At 68.3% G+C, this 18,116-nt stretch carries 18 protein-coding genes; 7 read left to right on the forward strand and 11 right to left on the reverse strand.

Annotated features, from left to right (window positions below):
* The 10 genes from ACWC2T_RS18450 to ACWC2T_RS18495 all read right to left on the reverse strand — a co-directional run bounded on the left by ACWC2T_RS18450 (position 1) and on the right by ACWC2T_RS18495 (position 9,794).
* A complete protein-coding gene (locus tag ACWC2T_RS18450; protein WP_450671380.1) occupies positions 1-657 on the reverse strand; it encodes a histidine phosphatase family protein in 657 nt (218 codons plus the stop codon).
* Entirely contained in the window at positions 654-1,415 is a 762-nt protein-coding gene (locus tag ACWC2T_RS18455; protein WP_450671381.1) for a phosphotransferase, read from the reverse strand. Before ACWC2T_RS18455 ends, ACWC2T_RS18450 begins: the two co-directional genes overlap by 4 nt.
* On the reverse strand, positions 1,412-2,257 hold the full coding sequence (locus ACWC2T_RS18460) for a class I SAM-dependent methyltransferase (protein ID WP_450671382.1): 846 nt from the start codon (positions 2,255-2,257) through the stop codon (positions 1,412-1,414). Before ACWC2T_RS18460 ends, ACWC2T_RS18455 begins: the two co-directional genes overlap by 4 nt.
* A gap of 31 nt (positions 2,258-2,288) precedes the next feature.
* Positions 2,289-2,801, reverse strand: a complete 513-nt coding sequence (locus ACWC2T_RS18465; protein ID WP_344016702.1) for a P-loop NTPase family protein — start codon at positions 2,799-2,801, stop codon at positions 2,289-2,291.
* A gap of 96 nt (positions 2,802-2,897) precedes the next feature.
* Positions 2,898-3,962: a glycosyltransferase family protein gene (locus ACWC2T_RS18470; RefSeq protein ID WP_450671383.1), complete on the reverse strand. Its 1,065-nt coding sequence runs from the start codon at positions 3,960-3,962 to the stop codon at positions 2,898-2,900.
* Complete coding sequence (locus ACWC2T_RS18475; RefSeq protein WP_450671501.1) at positions 3,947-5,665, reverse strand: carbamoyltransferase family protein; 1,719 nt, start codon at positions 5,663-5,665, stop codon at positions 3,947-3,949. Before ACWC2T_RS18475 ends, ACWC2T_RS18470 begins: the two co-directional genes overlap by 16 nt.
* An 8-nt stretch (positions 5,666-5,673) precedes the next feature.
* The gene (locus ACWC2T_RS18480; protein ID WP_450671384.1) at positions 5,674-6,630 is read right to left on the reverse strand and encodes a thymidylate synthase; all 957 of its coding nucleotides are present in this window, start codon (positions 6,628-6,630) and stop codon (positions 5,674-5,676) included.
* Positions 6,627-8,480: a hypothetical protein gene (locus tag ACWC2T_RS18485; RefSeq protein WP_450671385.1), complete on the reverse strand. Its 1,854-nt coding sequence runs from the start codon at positions 8,478-8,480 to the stop codon at positions 6,627-6,629. Before ACWC2T_RS18485 ends, ACWC2T_RS18480 begins: the two co-directional genes overlap by 4 nt.
* Positions 8,477-9,106, reverse strand: coding sequence for an HAD family hydrolase (locus ACWC2T_RS18490; protein WP_403441337.1), 630 nt, complete (start codon positions 9,104-9,106; stop codon positions 8,477-8,479). The genes ACWC2T_RS18485 and ACWC2T_RS18490 overlap by 4 nt, the downstream gene beginning before the upstream one ends.
* 100 nt (positions 9,107-9,206) lie before the next feature.
* Complete coding sequence (locus ACWC2T_RS18495) at positions 9,207-9,794, reverse strand: ATP-binding protein (RefSeq protein WP_450671386.1); 588 nt, start codon at positions 9,792-9,794, stop codon at positions 9,207-9,209.
* A gap of 243 nt (positions 9,795-10,037) precedes the next feature.
* On the opposite strand from ACWC2T_RS18495, the gene ACWC2T_RS18500 reads away from it, so the two are divergent.
* Positions 10,038-11,426, forward strand: coding sequence for a Tat pathway signal protein (locus tag ACWC2T_RS18500; protein ID WP_450671387.1), 1,389 nt, complete (start codon positions 10,038-10,040; stop codon positions 11,424-11,426).
* 75 nt (positions 11,427-11,501) lie between these two features.
* Positions 11,502-11,987 (forward strand): TrmO family methyltransferase domain-containing protein, encoded by a 486-nt coding sequence (locus ACWC2T_RS18505; RefSeq protein ID WP_450671388.1) that lies wholly within the window; start codon positions 11,502-11,504, stop codon positions 11,985-11,987.
* A 101-nt stretch (positions 11,988-12,088) separates the two neighbouring features.
* Here the strand turns inward: ACWC2T_RS18505 and ACWC2T_RS18510 are convergent, their stop codons facing one another.
* A complete protein-coding gene (locus ACWC2T_RS18510; RefSeq protein ID WP_450671389.1) occupies positions 12,089-12,484 on the reverse strand; it encodes a hypothetical protein in 396 nt (131 codons plus the stop codon).
* Positions 12,485-12,632: 148 nt separating this feature from the next.
* On the opposite strand from ACWC2T_RS18510, the gene ACWC2T_RS18515 reads away from it, so the two are divergent.
* The 5 genes from ACWC2T_RS18515 (at position 12,633) to ACWC2T_RS18535 (ending at position 18,054) form a co-directional block, all read left to right on the forward strand.
* A complete protein-coding gene (locus tag ACWC2T_RS18515) occupies positions 12,633-13,739 on the forward strand; it encodes a helix-turn-helix domain-containing protein (RefSeq protein ID WP_450671390.1) in 1,107 nt (368 codons plus the stop codon).
* 16 nt (positions 13,740-13,755) lie between these two features.
* Positions 13,756-14,424, forward strand: a complete 669-nt coding sequence (locus ACWC2T_RS18520) for a YdcF family protein (RefSeq protein ID WP_450671391.1) — start codon at positions 13,756-13,758, stop codon at positions 14,422-14,424.
* Complete coding sequence (locus ACWC2T_RS18525) at positions 14,366-15,256, forward strand: WbqC family protein (RefSeq protein ID WP_450671392.1); 891 nt, start codon at positions 14,366-14,368, stop codon at positions 15,254-15,256. The genes ACWC2T_RS18520 and ACWC2T_RS18525 overlap by 59 nt, the downstream gene beginning before the upstream one ends.
* 102 nt (positions 15,257-15,358) lie before the next feature.
* The gene (locus tag ACWC2T_RS18530) at positions 15,359-16,027 is read left to right on the forward strand and encodes a hypothetical protein (protein ID WP_450671393.1); all 669 of its coding nucleotides are present in this window, start codon (positions 15,359-15,361) and stop codon (positions 16,025-16,027) included.
* Complete coding sequence (locus tag ACWC2T_RS18535) at positions 16,024-18,054, forward strand: hypothetical protein (protein ID WP_450671394.1); 2,031 nt, start codon at positions 16,024-16,026, stop codon at positions 18,052-18,054. Before ACWC2T_RS18530 ends, ACWC2T_RS18535 begins: the two co-directional genes overlap by 4 nt.
* Positions 18,055-18,116: the final 62 nt, after the last annotated feature.

Consider the following 18,116-nt stretch of genomic DNA (forward strand, 5'->3'; position numbering starts at 1 on the left):
TCACGCGGCAGCCTCCTGCGCTAACGCGGCCAGGTGCTCGGTGTCGTTGTGGCGGTCGAGCATCCACCGTCTCTGTCTCAGTCTGTTGAGGTGGTGTTGCCACCGGGTGATGGACCCGTGAGAGACGGTAAATCCGGTCGGAGATCCGAGTGGGATTCCCAGGAGCAGGGTGTGGGCGACGATCACGGTCTCGCCGTGCGCGGCGAACAGGATGCGCTCACCCTCGTGATGGTCGATGAGCTCCCGTAGGAGGCGGCCGGCCCGCTCCAGGTAGCCGTTCCACGTGTCGGATCCAGCAGCCCAGGGCCTGTCCGGGTGGGCGTGCGGCCCGCCGTCGGCGGCGGTTTTCACCTCGGCCCAGGGTCTGCCGTCGGCGGCACCGTGGACCGGACCGTCGAGGCGGTCGTCGGTGGACATGGGGAGGTTGAGGGTCTGGCTGATGATCTCGCCGGTTTGGCGCAGGCGGAGGCGCGGGCCGGCGTACAGGGCGTCGAACGGCTTGTTTCGGTGTTCGGTGGCGAGGCGGAGCGCGACCTGTTCGGTCTGGGCGTATCCGCGGTTGGTCAGCCCGGTGCAGGTGAGCGGGCCGCCGACCAGGCCGTCGACGTTGCACTGGGCTTCGCCGTGGCGGACGAAGACGAGTTCGGTGGTGATCATGTGGATCCTTGGGGGCTGGGGCGGGGCGACCAGGTGTAGCGGTAGCCGTTGCGCCTGGCGTACGGAGCGGTCAGCACGGCGTGCAGGGTGAGGAAGTCGTCGAGCCGCTCGCGATCCGTGATGCCAAGCTGGGGGTCGTGGCGTACGGCGGCCTCGTTGTAGGCGCGCAGGGCCGAGTCAATGGTTGGAGCCGGCAAAGGCCCGTACGTCAGGACCAGCGTCGCGATCAGTTTCGCCAGGTCGTAACCCATCGGCGCCAGCGTCAGATCGTCGGTGTCGACCGTGTAGATCTCGCCGGCCTCGGTGATGATGAAGTTTCGCGGGTTGCTGTCCTTGTAGAAGGCGGTCGGCCCCTCGGCGGTCTTCTCCAGCAGCGTCAGCAATGCGTGCAAGGCCCCGCGGTCCGGCAGGTACCCCTGTTCCAGCCTTCTTCGCAGGGCAGCCTGCCGGGGACCGATGTAGTCGCCGAACGCGATGCCGTCACGGAAACGGTGGGGCCTGTTGAGCGCGGCCGGCCGGAGGTCGGTGGTCCAGGCGGCCCCGTGGACATCGCCCAGCAACCCAGCCAGGGCCGGCAGGTCCTCGGTCCGGGCAGGACGGCCGTCGATCCACTCGTATGTCAGGCTCGTCGGCCCCACCACCGTCAGCGCCGGAAGCCGCAGCGGCTGTGCGTGCTCGACGAGCCAGGCGTGATGGCGGGCTGCCGAGGCCACCCGGCCGGGGGTCTCGTAGTGCTTGGTGAACTGGCGAACGCTCACGACCGTCCTCCCCCTGACTGGGCTACCACGAAGGTGACGAGGGACTTGGTGGTGAGGGGCCGGTCCGGCAGGAACTCATGCAGTGTTGCCGCGAGCGCGCCAGGATTGCCGTAAAGGCCCGGGGCGAGGTCGTACTTCGGGTTGGTGGCCAGGTACTCCGCCACGTGGTCGTGTCCGTCGAAGGTGAAGCGGTGTTCCTCGTGCTCCACAGCGAGTACGTCGAGCGACACGGCGGCCAGGTGGGCGAGGTTGTCGCTGTGCGCCGAGATGTACAGGCTCTCGTGCTGCTCGGCCCGCGGGTCGAGGCCGGCGGCAGCGACCAGCTGGTCCATCTCCCGGTAGCTGTCGAGCCCCTTCGTGACGAGCACGGCCAGCCCTCCCGGAGCCAGCACCCGCTTCATCTCCGCGACCACCGTCTGAGGCTGCGGTGAGTGGTAAAGGCAGAAGGCTGCGACAGCGACGTCGAATGACTGGGCAGGAAGCGGCAGTTGGTGGAAGTTGCCCATGTGGAAGCTGACTGGGACGTCGGGGAGCCGTTGAGCGCGGTGTAGGGCCTGTTCGATCAAGGCCGGAGCCGCGTCTAGACCGAGTACCCGCTGCGGCCGGAGTTGCTGGGCCAGGGCCAGACTGCTTGTACCGCGACCACAGCCGACGTCCAAGACCAGGCCGAGCTTGTCTGCCCGCTCGTGGTGGGCGCGTACCAGGCGCACGATTGTGTCTGGTACCGGGCGTCCGGAGGTTTTCGCCCGCATCAGGGCATTGGACCGGCCGGCCAGCCGCGAGGCGTGCCCATACAGCTCCGCTTGCCGCGCGGGGTCCAGGAAGGGGTTGGCGCCGCTCATGCCGCACCCTCCCCTCGGGGGCGCGGAGCGCTCAGCGGTGCTCGGCGGCGACCTTGCGCAGCCAGCGGTGCGTCTGTCGTCGGTTGCGCAGCAGCACCACCTCGGCACGGCCCGAGGCGAATTCCTCGATCTTGGCCATGACGCGCGGGCGCATCTTGCGGCGGTACGTCGCCACGTACTTGATCACGCCCCAGTGGATGCGGTTGTGCACCCCGTTGCCCTTGTGCCCTGCCCCGTGCCGGACCTGACGGGAGAAGATCCCGTACAGCGCGGCCACGGTCGAGACGTCCATGAGGACCACCGTGTCGCAGGCTTCGAGCCGGATCTGCAAGGTGGAGTTGTAGTTGCCGTCGATCACCCACTTCGGCTGCGCGACCAGGTCCCGCTGCAGGGCGGCGAACTTCTCCATGGGCAGCGCGTTCCACGCGTCGTCGTAGAACGCGGCGTCCAGGTGCGTAACCGGGGCGTCGAGGATCCTGCCCAGCTCGCGTGCCAGGTAGGACTTGCCGCTGCCTCCGCAGCCGACGATGGCGACCTTCTTCATGGTGCTCCAGCGTAGAGGCGCTCGGGTGCCCGATCGGACCGGCCGGTCGGACACGTTCGGATGATCCAGGTGCCATGGTCTGGGAAGCCAGCTGCATCACGCCGCTCCCTGCTCCACATTTACGGGGCTGGCAGCCGTGTCCAGTACGGCTTCCAACGCCTCTACCTGCCGACTCAGGCGGAACAGGTCCAGGCGGTCCAGGCAGGTCGCGATCAGGTCTGCGTGCTGCTGGGTGCCGGCGATCCGCTGGAGGTGGGCGAGCCGCTCGATCACCTCGCTGCCGGAGCTGACGATCAGTTCCTTGGGCACGAAGCGGTCCGCGTGCAGGATGTCGGCAGGGGTGAGCGGCAGGCAGCCGACGAGGACGGCCTCGAAGATCCGCTGCGTCATCTGCCCGACGACGGCGTACCGCTCCGGCAGCATCAGCACGGTTGCCAGAGACCTGCCGTACACGGCGTGGACTGCCTCGAAGGGGAGCCTGCCGAGGAACCGGACGTGCGGCCAGCGATCGGTCTTGGTCCACTTGCCCCCGACCAGGTGATCGAAGCGTGTGGCGGCCGGCGCGAAGAAGCGATCGAAATGCTGGTCGCGGTCGTATTGGTTGCCGACGTACCCGAGGACGATGTCCCTGGGCTTCTTGGCGAGCACGATCGGATCCGCCTCGTCGAGGAGACGGTCGTCGACCGGGAAGAGCAGGCGGTGGGCGCTCGCCGTCGGTTCGAGAGCGGCCTCGCACACAGTGGTCCGGCGGATGCGCCGCCACACGCTGTCCGGCCGGAGCTGGCGGTCCTTGTCCCAGATCACGGTCGGGGTTCCGAGCCGAACTGTGTACCAGGTGAGCAGCTCTGTCTGGCGGTGCAGGTCGCAGGTGTGTCCCTCGATGCCGCATGGGGTGGTGTTGCGCCCGTCGATCGCCCAGCGCCACTCCAGGAACAGGACGTCGATGTCCGGGTTGCCGTTGTGGAAGGCGTAGGCGTTGCCGAGGTCGTCGCCGGCCTCGATCAGGTCGCGGTTGGCCTGCAGGAAGATGATCTCGTGGCCGCGGCCGAGGAGGGCGTCGATCAAGGGGCGGCGGTGGCTGCGGCCCCCGTCCGGGGTGTCGGTGATGCCGTTGCCGAGGAATCCCCAGAAGCTGTATCCGATCTTCACTTTGTGATCCACCGGCCTTCCAGCAGCAGGGCGTCCAGTCCGGAGCTGGCCAGGCAGTCCAGCGCCATCTCCGGTGTTCCGCAGATCGGCTGGCCCTTGACGTTGAGGGAGGTGTTGATCAGCACTGGCACCCCGGTGCGGCGGGCGAAGGCGCTCAGCACGTCGTGCATGAACGCGTTCTGCGACCGGGTGACGGTCTGGAGGCGGGAGGTGCCGTTGGCGTGCACGATGGCCGGCACGCGCTCGCGCGCCTCGTCGGTTACGCCGGATGCCATCGACATGTACGGCGCCTCTTGGCCGAGGGTGAAGAACTCCGCGGCGCGTTCGGCCAGGACCATGGGGGCGAATGGGCGGAACGGCTCCCGGAACTTCACGGTGGCGTTCAGCCGCTCGACGACCCCGGGCTCCAACGGAGAGGCGAGGATCGAGCGATTCCCAAGGGCGCGGGGGCCGGCCTCGACTCGTCCTTGGAAGAGCCCGACGATCATGCCGTGGGCAAGCTGGTCGGCGAGGAACTCGGCGGACTCCACGCCCAGCGTCTTGTGCTGGAGCCCGGGCCATGGCGTGAGGTCAAGGGCCTGGTGCTGATACGACGGGCCGAGATAGCAGGCCCGGGCGACGCCGGACACAGGCCGTCGGCTGCGGCTGCCGGTGTGCACGGCGATGGCGGCCCCGATCGCGGTGCCGGCGTCGCCTGGGGCGGGCGGGACGAAGACTTCGTCGAAAAGTCCGGCCTCGATGATCCGCCCGATGCTCACGCAGTTCGTGGCGACTCCACCGCCGACACACAGGCGGCGCGATCCGGTGATCGTCCGCGCCCGGCGGGCCAGATGCAGCATCACCTGCTCCGTGCGCTCCTGGAGTGCGGCGGCCAGATCCCGGTGGACGTCTTGGATCGGCTCGCTCGGGTGGCGCTCGGGGCACGTTGCGGCGATGAAGCGGCGAGAGGTCCTCGGGTAGCCCGAGGTCAGCACCCGCGGCGGGAAGTAGGCGGGGTCGAGCGAGAAGCCCGTGGGTGTGGTGCGCACCGCCCGGGCAAAAAGGTGGCGGAACCGCTCCGGATCGCCGAGGGCGGCGAGCGCCATCACGGTGCCCTCCTCGTCACCACGGCGCCACCCGAGGTGCTCGGTGACCGCGCCGTACACGTAGCCCAGGGAGGCAGGGTCGTTGATCGCCTCCAGGGTGCGGGTGGAAGGGTGGAGCGCGTCCTGTCCACGGGCGATGGTCGTGGTCTGCCGCTCGCCGAGGCTGTCCACGATGAGCACGGCGGACTCGTTCCACCCGGAGGCGGCGAAGGCCGCCAGCTGGTGGGCACGGTGGTGCAGGACGGGGGAGACGCGGGAGGAAGGGAACCGCCGGCCGAGGGCGCGGGTGCGCAGCTGGGTCCGCAGCGCCACCTTGGCGAAGCCGCGCGCCCTCGGCAGCGCCAGGTCGCGCGTTGTCGGTGACAGTGCGAGGCGCAGTGCCGCCGGCGACTCGGCAAGGTAGTGAGCGGGCCGGAAGTTGTACGCGACGGCGTCGACGTCGGCTGCGGTGAGCCCAGCCTCGCTCAGCAGCCACTTGACGGCGTGGCGGGGGTAGTCCTTGGTGTGCTTGTGCTGAGAGAGGCGCTCCTCCTCGACAAAGCCGATCAGCTCCCCGTCCACCAGAAGGGCAGCAGAAGAGTCGTGCGTGTATGAGCACATCCCGAGGACCACCGAGGGCGCGGGGTTCATGGCGGCCATCACCGCGTCCCTGGCGTCTCGCGCGCGGTGGACGTGCGGGCACGGCGGTTCAGCTCGCCGTACCAGGCGATCAGCGCCTCGCCCAAGGGCCCGTCGATCTTGTCGGCGACTCGCCACGCCTGCTCACGAGAGCCGTCCTTCCACAGACGGTAGCTGCGCAGTGTTTCAGCCATCGTGTCCCAGCCCGGGTGGCCGGTGACGTCCCGGGCCTCGACCTGGTCGAGGAGGCCGTCGAAGCCCTGCCACGGTGTGGTGAGGTCCGGCATGACCGCGCTCGCGGTTACCGCGGTCAGCTCTTCCGCCTGGTCGAGATGGTTCTCGTAGATGTGCAGTGATCCCACGTGGTGGTGGAACTCGCCCAGCTCGGCGCCGAGCCAGCCCGCGACCAGCTCATGCAGCACGGTGTAGAAGAACAGGTCGTACGGCATGCCGATCCACACGTCCTGACCACGCATCGTCGTCGACATGTGCAGGCGGCCGGCACGCAGATGGAAGCCGAAACCCAGCGTGCAGGGCACGTCCTTGTGCCCTGCAGCGTCCTGGGCCGGGTCGTAGAGCTGGATCAGGGCCCGGCGGGAGTCGGGGTCCTCTCTGAGGATCTCGACGACGCGGCTCAGCTGATCCACGTTCCCGGCCCACTTCCGCATCCGCGGCCCGTACGCGCCCCGCAGGACACCGTCGTCGGCGTACTGCCGCAGGCGTGCGTTGTAATCGAAGATCCATGGGGCGTCCGAGCCGGAGAGGTGCCACACGGTCTCCGCCACGGCGAACGCGGGGTTGATGACGCGTGCCAGCGGCGCGTACAGCAGTCGAGCCCGCGGCTGCGTCAGCCGCATGTGGACGTCTCGCACCTCACGGGTCGCCATGCCGCGAGGGCTGACCCTCTCGCCGCTCTTGGCCAGGGCGACAGCGCCGACGAACAGTTCGGCGACGCTGTCGGCGGTCAGGTGTGTCATCGGACAGGTACTCCTTCGCCCTGCGGCCGTCCGGACTCGGCGGCGCGGGCATCGTGGTTGATGTGGTGGGAGGGCATGACGTGGCCGCCCGAGCGGCGGGTGATGAGGCATGCGACTTGGGCTGCGCTGTCACCGCGCCACCGGCACACCGCGTCCGTCGCCGCCCGGTCGGCAGGTGGGTGCGGACCGCGCAGTGCGACGAGAGCGTCGGCGATGTCATCGGCGGTGGTGCACCGCCGTGCAAGGCCGTGGTCGGAGAGTCCGAGCGTGCGCTCGCCGGGCGAACCCAGTTCGAGCACCGGCACGCCCATCAGCGCGGCTTCGATGCCGCACGTCGAATAGGCGCTTGCCAGGGCGTCGGCACCGGCGAGGCAGCCACGAGCGCCGACCCGGGGATCGGCCACGGCCACGAGCGGCCGACCGTGCCGTTCGAGCAGGGGGGCGAAGACGTCGACGCTCTGCGCCGGGTGCGGCGCGATGACGAGGCCCCAGTCGCCGCCGGCCTGCCACAGACCGTCCAGCAGCAGGTCGGCCTGGGCCTTGAGCCGGTCAGGACCGAAGGGCTGGCAGGCCCACACCGCGATACGGGCAGGACTGCGACGCGGGCCATGTGCCAGCAGATGTTCCAGGTAGCGCCGCTGGGTATCGCGGCCGAGGCCAGCGAGTACATCGAAGCGGGGCTGGCCCAGGACATGGACTTCGGCGTCAGGGTGGCGCACCCACTCCTTCGCGAGGGGGAGGTCCCGCTCACCCATGACCACAATGTCGCTGCTGTGCAGGGCGGGCCATGCGACCGACTCAGCCGTCCAGGCCCCGTGCTGGACGTGCACCGTGTTCATCCCATGGCGCTCTGCAACATGTACAGCCAGCGCACCCAGCGGGCTGGTGTCGTTGCTGACCAGGACGGTATGCGGCCGTACGGCGGCGAGAACGCCGTCCAACCATGTCTCCGCCCGGACCACGGATCGCCAAGACGGCTGGGTGTACCCGCCGCTCGTCTCCAGAAGTACGGACACGAGGCGGAGCAATCGGGCCAGTCGGAGCTCGTGCTCGTCGACTCGAACGACGGGGCCGTCATCCTGCGGCCTCAGCCCGTCCACGACGCCGGAGAGGTCGAAGAGACTGGGCGGAGGCGAGCACAGGTTCACCCCCGCGACGCCCGAAGCCGGGCACCGCTCCGCCGGGTCGGTCGCCAAGTCCACCACGAGGCTGGGGCGCCCGTTCCTGGCCAGCTCCTCCAGCACTGGCAGCAGAGTGGCCGCGTGACGGGACGACCACGACAACGCCACCACCTCGCTCACGGGAAGCTCCGAGGGCGCCGAGCTCGGCACCGATGCGGCCGTCAGGGCAGGAGGGAGGTTGCGTAACTGCGCGGATCGGAGGGGATTGTGAAGGGCTGCGGCTCCGAGCAGGTAGGCAATGCCCGACCAGGTGACCGTGTACGCCCGGTACTCGCGGGAGCTGCTCGACCGCAGCCCGACGAGTCCTTCGTAGGGCGCGAGTCTCAGCGGACCTGGGACCTTGGCGAACGGCTCCCACGCGCTGAGCGCCGCCAGCTTACGTACGACCTGTGCCACCAGGCGCCGCGCCGGCACGTGCTGGACGTACAGCCACCCCGCGCCACCCGGAGTCCTCGCGAAGTCGGCGCCGTACGCTTCGAGGGCCTCCATCACATGGTTGACCCGTGCTTCAGCATCGCGTGGGTCGAAGGGCAGGGCCTCCAGTTCGGACGTGGTGATCCGGTCGGACTTCATGGTCGCGAGCGCGGCCTCGCCGACCAGCGCCCACTGGGGCTTGCCATCGGAGTCGGTGCGGGCGATGCCCAAGGCGCTGCGCTTGGTCGGCGTCATACCAGGCTCCCTTCGAGGATCGGCCCGGTGTTCATGAGCCGCAGCAGGTCCTTCGGCGATTCGGCGACGACGGGGGCCGGGGGGCTCGGAGTGCCGTAGCCCCAGCCCGCGTGCACGTACGAGACGCCGGCGCGACGGGCTGCCTCCTGGTCGACCGCCATGTCTCCGACGTACAGGGCATCGGCCGGGTCGGCGCCCAGGTCGATCAGGGCGAGCAGGATTGGGTCTGGCGCGGGTTTCCCCCGCCCTATCCCGTTCGGCGTGCGCACCGTGGCGAAAGGGACGCCGAGCTGAGCCAGGAGAGGGGTGGCTCGCGCCAACGGCTTGGACGTGACAATCCCCAGCCGCCAGTCGGCAGCGGCGAAGGCATGCAGGACCTCCATGACGCCGTCGAACTGTCGGGCAAGGTGAGAGGCGGCCGTCGACGCCTTGGAGTAGGTCTGGTGGATCGGCTCGGCGTCAGCGAGCCCGAGCTGCTGCATGATGTCGGCGAAGGGCCGACCCAGGTGACGCTCGTACTCCCCGAACGGCACGTCGAGGCCGTGGTCCTCACAGACCTGGCGCCACGCGCGCTTCATGACCGGGCGGGTGTCGACGAGCACGCCGTCCAGGTCCAGCAGCAGCACACGTACGGCATCGGCGTCGAGGCCCCGCCTCGTTCCGCCGGAGGTCGGCGCGGGTGAGGAAGTAGGCCGGGATGACATCAGGGATCTCCAAGGGAAGGGGTTAGGAGGTGAAGGGCGACTCGGTGCGCCTCACGAGAGCGATCACTCTCTTGCCGCGTCCGTCTTCCTTGGGACAGGCAGCCCAGGCGTCGGCCGCTGCCGACACGAGGTGTAGGCCCCGTCCGCTGGTGGCATAGAGCGAGGCGACCTGAGGCACTGGGGGCTCAGGGGAGTTGTCTTCGACCTCGATCCCCACAACACCTGCCTGCAGGGCTAACGTCAGCGTGATCTCTTCGACGGGCTCGCCTTCCACTCTGGATGGAAGGCTCAGGTCCACGCCCGGAGTTCGGCCGTGCCGCTCGGCGTTGGTGGTGAGCTCGCTGACGATCAGTACAGCCTGGTCCAGAAGGTCTTCCACCCCCCACGCCATCAGCGCTTCCCGGGTGAAGGACCGCGCCTTGCCCGGAGCCCTGTCGTTGGCGGCGAGCGTCAGGGTCTTCTTCTGTTCGGGAGCGCTGATCACACTCCCCAGACTTTCGATTCGGTCCATGCTCGCCTTCTCACAACTGGTGCTTGAGCCCGCGAGGACTCGATCGGCGGTCTTGTCGGAGTGGTCGAAGCGGCGGAGGTTTTGCACGAGCACGGCCACCGGCGGGGGGTGGTCGAGGTGCCGTACGCCAGACGTCGGAGCGGGAGCGCGCCCGTCGCCCGGCACAGTCCGGGTGGCGGTGCCAGTCGTGTGGCTGGTCTTCACCGGTTTCCTCCCGGGCAAAGGCAGTTGATGGTTTCGTTGACCACGAGCGAACCGTGGATCACGTCGCGGCGGTATCTCCCGGCAGCTGTCGGGGCCGTCAAACCCGTCAAAGATCGTTTTGGTGAACCGAGGTAGACGATGGCGCGCGAGCGGAACGTGAAGCTGGCCGACGCGATCGCGGAAACAGGCTGGTCGCAGCAGAAAGTGGCGGCTGCCTTCGTGAGGGTCGCGGCTGAGGTAGGAGCAAAGGAACTGCTGGGTACCAGCCGCTCCCACATCGCCATGTGGGTGGCGGGAACGCAGCCCTCGGGCAGAGCGCCCCTTATCTTGTGCGAGACGTTGTCCCGGCGACTGCAACGCCCCATCACGCCAGCTGAGATCGGGTTCTCCGTGCCGGGCGCGGGTGCAGTGGCGGCATCGGAGTGGAACGTCGATACGCTGACTGCGCTGGTAGACCTTGGGAGAAGCGACGTGGATCTCGAACGCCGCCGATTGCTGGCCGGCGCCGCCTACTCGGTGGGTGGCCTGGTTCTGCCTGGACAGCAGTGGTGGGATGAGGCTCCCGAACGGGCAAAGTCCCGCCCCGCCGCGACGAGCCGCAGGGTCGGGGCTGCCGAAGTCGGCGCTGTGCGTGAGATGACAGAGTTCTTCTCTCGAAGAGACCAGCGACACGGCGGCATGGACGGCCGTACAGCCCTCTACCAGTACCTCGTCGACGACGTTGCCAGGTACGTCGGCGGGGTATTCACCAGCGACGACACTCGTCGCGCCCTCCTCGCCGCTGCCTCCGAGGCGGTGTACGTCGCCGGCTGGATGAGTTTCGACGCCTCCCACCATGAGGCCGCGCGGCGCTACTTCACGCTGGCGCTGAAGCTCGCGGCGGAAGCCGACGACGCTCCGCTCGCCGGCCACATCCTGCGGGCGATGGCTCACCAGGCAACTGACCTTGGCCACCCACGGGCTGCCGTCGATCTCGCTGCGGCTTCCGTGGAGCGTAAGCGGTACACCCTCGCGACCCCTCGCGAGCGGGCGCTGCTCGGCGTGGTGCAGGCCCGCAGCCTTGCCGCCGATGGACAGAAGCGGGCCGCGATCGCAGCGCTTCTCCGCGCCGAGGACGACCTCGCAGCGGCGGACGTCGGCGACGAGGATCCGAGTCGGGTGTGGTTCTTCCAGCGGGCTTCCCTGGCCCATGAGACCGCCCGCACCCTGTGGACGCTCGGTGATCTCGACGGAGCACTCCGCGAATTCAACAACAGCGTGCTGACCAGGAAGGCCGACACCTTCAGCCGGACCCACGCGGTGACATTGGGCTACATGGGCACTGTGCAGGCCCGCAAGGGGAACGTGGAGGCCGCTTGCCACACGTGGGCACAGGCCCTGGACGCGATGGAGGGCGTCCAGTCGGGCAGAGCGCGCGAGGCAGCCGTGAACATGCGCCGGGTGCTGTCCCCCTTCCGTAATCGGGGAATCAGCGTGGCGGCGGAGATCGACGAGCGCGCCAAGGCCGTACTCGAACGAGTAGTCTGACGGCGCCATGGTGGTGAAGGCGGGCATGCTGTGGCTGACCGCCTCGCCGTGCCGCGAGCGGAGAAGGGGGAACCCGTGTCCACAAAGTCCATCGAGGTGCCGGTGATCGCCGAGGTGGTCGGGGGCCACAAGGGGCGCCTCGACGACTTCAAGGGCGGTGTGGAGTCGATCATCCGGCTGCGCCCGGAGTACCCGGAGGAGACCCTGCAGGGGATCGAGGAGTTCTCTCACCTCCAGGTCACCTGGTTCTTCAACTTCGGCTCTCCTGAAGACGTTGCCCTCCACGCGCGCAGCCCGCGGGACAACCCGGACTGGCCGGCGACGGGAACCTTCGTGCACCACAACCACCGGCGTCCGGCTCGCCTCGCGACCTCGTTCCCGCGGTTGCTCCGCGTCGACGGACGGGACCTGCACGTCGCCGACCTTGACGCGGACGACGGCACCCTGGTGGTGGACCTGGTGGCGGTCTTCAAGGAGTTCCTGCCGCGCGGCACCGTCACCCAGCCCGCGTGGCCCAGCGAGATGCTGAAGGACTACTGGAGGGACGCCGCCGAGCGCTGACTCGAGGCATCCTCCGTAACCGAGGCTGGCGGCCGGCCGGGACGTAGCCGCCCGAGCGGGCGCCAACCACGGTCGCGCAGTGCTGTACCGGCAGGCACTCATCACTCGGTGCCTCCAGCGGCGAGGGCTGCGGCGCCTTCGCCTGGGGGAGCCGTCTGTTCACCACGGATCAGCAGCAGATGGGCGCCGGTTTCAGTCAGCTGACTGCGCCGTTCAGCTGCTATGGCCTTGGGGCCGAGGTGCGACGGGGTGGGAAGTACGACCCCATACGACCGAGTGGCCGTGAGGGCATCGAGCATGCCCACGAACGCGGACGTCGTGGAAGAGCAACGCTCCATGTAGACGCCGGCCAGTGTCAGCTCGTGACGGCGGCAGTAGTCGCTGATCGCCATCGTCAGGGCCAGCTGACGAGCACGCGAGACCCGCACCAGGCGCAGGTAGCCGAACACGAGCGGACCGGTGACGTGCCGCTGTTCGGTGAGGGGTTCCAAGATCATGACCGTCCATCAGGCCGTCTTCGGAGGGGCACTTCGAGCCTGATGGCGACCGGGTGATCAGGGAATCTACGGCCGTCCCACTTCTGTCCCACTTCCGTCCACCTGGCGCGACACAGCGTGCTTCGATGGCAACGGAAAGGAGTGGCACGTGGCGACCGTTCATGAATGGACCGGCCTGGAGGCGCTTGCCCTCCGGAAGGCTCTCCGCTTGAGCGTGCGCGCCTTTGCCGAAAGACTGGGTGTCTCGGTCAATACCGTCAGTAACTGGGAAAAGTTTCTGGCCAAGCGGCGACCCAATACGGAGAGCCAGGCCATCTTGGATACAGCGCTGGCCCAGGCCAACGCGCAGACCCACGTGCGTTTCGAAACAGAGCTCGCCAAACTCGCCGAGGGGGACACCCCTCCGGAAACGGCCGGGCGAGTCACCATTCCCCGCCCACGAGCCTGGGACTACCAGACGTGGGCCGACGACCTGGAGCGCGCAGTGGTGGCCCTTGCCCGCCAGAACTTTCCCTTCGCGGAATCACTTCTGCACCGCTGGACCTCTCGCTATAAAGCCTCGGAACTGGATGAACGGGGCTTGTCCCTGCTGGCCCGGTCCACCGCGCTGCACGGAGACCTGATGCGAGACCAGGGGGCCGTCGTTGGCCCACTCTCGGCCCAGCGCGCATACGCCAACGCTCGTTCGCTCTATATGCAGTTGGCGATCCCGCGCCGCGTAGCTCAGCTCGATCTCTCCCTAGCCGTCGTCACGGAGATGGTCGGCGAACTTGAGACAGCGGCGCGCCAGTACGAGGACCTGGCAGCCGACGATCGACTGTCCCCTCGTGACCGTGCCCGCGCTCGTCTGTGGGTGGGCACGGCGCTGAGCAAGGACGGCAACCACGACTATGCGGTCAGCGTGATGGAAACGGCGGTCCACGTCTTCGAGGACCTCTCCGAACAGGAGGACTGGTCGGTCGCGCAACAGAAGCTGGCCCTCGCTCACCGCGGTTCCGGAAACCTCGATGCCGCCCTTCGCCTCATCGACCTTGCACGCAGTACGGGCTTCACGGAATCGCCCATGCAGCGGGTACGCCTGGACACCGCATATGGCCACATCCTGCTCTCCGATCCCGCCACCCTGGATGATGGGCTACACGTCCTCGACGACGCTGCCAGGGAGGCGGCCCAGTACGGGCTGAGCCACCAGCTCCGCAGCATCACTGACATCCGGAGGACGGCCGACGGGGCAGCCCGCCCCACACGACGGTGACCAGGGAGATAAGCGAGTGACCGACAACCAGCCGGCCATCACCGAGGAGCAGATCAGCAAGGCCAAGCTGGTCTGGGACTTCCACCAGATGCATCACGACGTGAGCCCCGTCGACGTCGCGATCGGGCTCGGCAGTCACGACCTTGGCGTGGCCGCCTTCAGCGCCGAGCTGTACCGCGCTGGCCTGTTCCCCACCCTCGTGTTCACCGGCGGCAACAGCCCGACCACAGCCAAGGTGTTCCCCCGTGGGGAAGCCGTGCACTTCCGTGAGAACGCCCTCGCCCTCGGTGTGCCGGATAGCGCAATCCTCGTGGAGCCGAACGCCGGCAACACCGGCCAGAACATCACCCTGTCACGCGAGGTCCTCGCATCCGCCGGCATCACGCCGAAGTCCGTGCTGCTTGTCTCAAAGCCCTACATGGAGCGCCGCTCCTTCGCCACCGCCCGCAAGCTCTGGCCAGAGGTCGAGGTGATCTGCGCTTCGGAGCCCATGGAGTTCGACGACTACCTCAAGAGCATCGGCGACGAGAAGCTCGTCATCGACATGCTCGTCGGCGACCTCCAGCGCGTCATCGAGTACCCGAAGCTCGGGTTCGCCGTCGAGCAGCATGTCCCGGAGGACGTACATGCCGCGTACGAGTCCCTCATCCGTGCCGGATTCACCAGCAGACTCATCGCCTCATGACCTTCCCGCGCCCGGCGGGCTGTGTGCGATCCACCAGCCGAACTTCCTGCCGCGGCTGAATACCCTGGCCAAGTTGTTCGCGGCGGACCACTGGATCGTGCTCGACGACGTCCAGTTCGCCCGCCGCGACTACCAGCACCGTGCCCGGCTGGCCAGCATGTCCCACTCAAGCCGACGTCAATGGCTCTCGATCCCTACCCACCTTCCTCATGGTCGGTCGACCGTCATTCAGGACGCCGTGCTGGTTGACCCGGAACGATCATGTCGACGAGTCATGCACATGCTCGCGCAGCGCTACGAGAGCTGCCCTGATTGGCGGACTTTCAGGCACGAGCTGGACAACGTGCTGGTCCAGTTCCAGCGAACGGACAAGATCGCCGATGTGGCCGAGGCGTCCACGCGGATGTTTCTCAACCTGATGGGGTGGAAGGGCCGCATCCTGTACAGCAGTCGCCTGCCGGCCCGCTCTGAGCGGTCGCAGCGACTCGCCGACCTCGCAGCGGTCACCCGGGCGCGCGGCTACCTCTGCGGCACCGGTGGCACGCGCTATCTCGAGGTGGGCCCGTTCGCGGCCTGCGGGATAGCCGTGATTCCCTTCCGTACGCCGACGAAGGGTCTCTGGGAGGGCGGGCGTGATGTCAGCGCCGTACACCCTCTCATGACCTATGGAATCAGGGCCGTGTCCGAAGAACTGCGTGCCGTCGCCTCCCGACACCACCCGTCCCTGCGGGCCCCGCGCCGGAGTCCCGCAGCGGAACCGGCGGGGCATGGTCCAGTACGTCCCCGAGCCGATGCTGGCGCTGCCGACGGTGGGCAAAGCAGTCTCTGTTGAACATCTCCCTATGTCGATGTTGGGCCTGTATGGTCACTGCACGCATGCGTCCGGTGGCGAAGCGGTGCCGGTGCGTGACGTTGCGATGGCTTGGATCAGGGGGTGTTCGGGATCGTCGCTCCGACCACTGGGCAGACAGCGGTGCGCATGCTTTTCATCCTGGATCGGCTCGGTGATGAGTGCGATACCGGCGGAGACGTGCCGCCGTCGGCGATCAAGGTGATCCAGTCAGAGCGGAAGCTGCAGAAGCTCGACTTCCTCATCCGCAACCCGGACTATCTCGCCAACTTGATCATCTCCGGATGGGAAGAGGGCCGATTGTCCGGAGAGCGCCTCCTCGACGCGCGAGCCGTGTTGAAGGAGCGAGAACCGGAGCTGCACACCTACCGGATGCTGCGCGGACGGCACGGTGCGTTCGAGCAGTTGAACAACGCGTTGAGTGTGCTGCGGCATCTGGAGTTGATTGCCATCCGGCGAGCGGGGCGGGTATCCGACGGGAAGGTGCGGCGCCGGGACTACTACCTGCTGGAGGCCGGTGCCGTCCGGGCGCAGGAGCTGCGGACCACGGAGCCGCTGCTGGCCTGGTACGACCAGCAGGCCGCGTATGTGTCCGTTGCAGCGCAGGGCATGTCCGGGGGACAGCTGAAGGCACTGCAGTACGGGCACGAGGAGTATGCGGGCACTCCGGAAGGCCGGCTCATCGGAGGCATCACCGCACGGGTGAGACAGCGCTTGGAGGCGGCACTCGAACGGGAGGGGCTGGCAGCGTGAGCCAGGGCACTACACAGAACGAGGACGATGCCTCGGGCCCGGTTGAAGCATGGCTGGCGGAAATCGCCAAGGCGGCCCGGCAGCCGGTCGAGGTCGTGCGTGCGGTGCTTGCCGAGCATGGGGTAAGGGCCCATACGGCGCTACCGCGTCCGCATCGGATCCTGGTCACAGCCGTGGAGTTCGAGGGAATCCGGCCTGCTCCGGACGGCCAGCAGCAGGACGCAGCCGACATCCCCTTCCGTTTCGAGTGGCGGCCCGGGCCCGGTGTGTGGTGTCTGGCTTCCACAGGGAAGAACGAGGCGGGCAAGACCAGCGTCCTTGAGATCATCTTGTGGTGTCTGCGCGGCCGAGTGGGCCTGCAGCGCGATGTGCGCAGCTGGTTGCGCCGCGTGCGCTGCGAGTTCGTTCTGGATGCCGAGCCGCTCAAGGTGGAGATGACGGTGACCGACGGCATACCCGCCGGCCGGGTGGTCTCCCAGCAGACCGGAGTCGTCCTGGTCTCGTTCGACGGAGTCAAGGCGTTCGAGGAGTCGATGGACGCCTTCATGCTGGACCGTCTGGGGCTGGAGCCCCTGCGTACCCAGCAGAAGGCCCGTGGAGACGTGGAGGCGCTGCCCGTCACCGGAGAGCTGTCGTGGCCTTCCTACGCCAGCGGCCTGTACATCAATCGCAAGGGCCTGGGCCATCTGTTGGGCAACGACTCGAAGAATGCGCTGCCAACCCGGTTGCTGGAACTGTTCCTGGGTGCCCCGTGGGCGGCGACCATGGTCGCCGCCTCGGTGGCCCAGAAGGTGGTGGCTGCTCAGCTGTCCGCCGCTCGCCAGCGGGCGGCGGCCGACGCCGAGGCACGGCGGGCCCAGCTGGGCGAGCTGACCCGGCAGCTGGACGCCGAACGCGCCCGCCTGGAGGCGTTGCCCGATCACGGTCAGGCCGCAGCCGACCTCGGTGTGGCCTACCGAACGCTGGCCGACGCCACGGCCGCGGCCAGCGAGGCACAGCGCCAACTCGCGGCGAGCCGTCTGCGTCACGACACCTTGGAGGAGCAGCGGCACAGCCTCGCGCAGGCCGTGCAGACCGCCCAGGAAGCGGTGCTGGCCCAGGCGTTCTTTCACACCCTGACGCCAACGATCTGCCCTCGCTGCGACACGAAGGTTTCCAAGGATCAGTGGGCCCGCGAGCAGGAGGGACACTGCTCGCTCTGCGACTCCCGCTTGCCAGACCCCTCCGACCACGATGACGCTCACGGAGAGGAAGAGGAGGACACGCCGGAGACTCTGCGACAGGCATTGGCTGGCGTTCAGCAGGAGGCGGAAGAAGCCGCCAGCGCCCTGGCCGCGGCTCAGGCGCGGGCGTCGGCCGCAGCCGACGCCGTCAACCGGGCGGAGGCTGCCCTCAACGAGGCGCTTAAGGACCCTGGCACCGGCGAACGGCGGGCCGGGGAGCTGGCCGTGGCCCGCCTGGAGGGAGCGGTCGCCGAGCGAAAGGGCCGCTTCACCCAGCTGGACGCCGCCCTCGACATCACTCCTCTGGAAGTGGCCAACACTGTCCTCAAGGCGGCGGAGAAGGCCGCGCACACCCGCCGGACCGCGGCGCTGAAGCAAGTCCTCCGGGATGTTGAGCAGGACATCGTCACCATGGGCCGTGCCCTCGGGCTGGAGATGCTCCAACGTGTCGAACTGGGCACCGGCGCCACCCTGACGGTGTGGAAGGGCGGCCAGCAGCACCCCTATGGCTCCCTGACCGAAGGCGAACAGCTGCGGCTGAAGATCGTCACCACGACGGCGCTGCTGCGGCACGGCATCCGCAGCGGTGTCGGCCGGCACCCTGGACTTCTGATCGTAGATTCCCCTGGAGCCGAGGAAGTCGACAGCAAGGACCTGCGGCTCATGGTGCAGGACCTGGTCAAGCTCACCGACATGGCGCCGGAACTGCAGGTCATCATCGCCACCGCCCGCGGCCAGGACGTGGCCTCCCTCATCCCCGAAGGTCAGCTGCGGCTCGCCCCGCCAGGACAACGCCTGTGGTGAGGTTGCCAGCCCCGCCCCGCGCGAGCGCTCGCCGGCGGCGTCCGGCATAAAGTCCAAGGCGC

The sequence above is a fragment of the Streptomyces sp. NPDC001393 genome (genome assembly GCF_053597455.1).